Consider the following 242-nt stretch of genomic DNA (forward strand, 5'->3'; position numbering starts at 1 on the left):
GTAGAAAGTAAACGTGGTGGAGGAGGTTACATTCGCATTATAAAAGTCAAACTGCATGACGATATAGACATGATCGATCAAATGCTTCATATGATTGATCATAGCGTTGCGCAAGGGAATGCAGAGAGTATGATTATACGTTTAATAGAAGAGGGAATCATAACAAATCGTGAAGCTAAACTTATGTTAAGTGTACTAGATCGTTCTGTATTATCAATGGATGTTCCTTCTCGAGATGAACT

The 242-nt window shown here is 36.8% G+C and carries 1 pseudogene; it reads left to right on the forward strand.

Going from position 1 to position 242, the window contains the following annotated elements:
• Positions 1-242: pseudogene (gene ctsR / locus SB658_RS26955) on the forward strand (transcriptional regulator CtsR); the annotation flags it as partial.

The sequence above is a fragment of the Bacillus sp. SIMBA_008 genome, from assembly GCF_046535495.1.
Classification (GTDB): Bacteria; Bacillota; Bacilli; order Bacillales; family Bacillaceae; genus Bacillus; species Bacillus subtilis.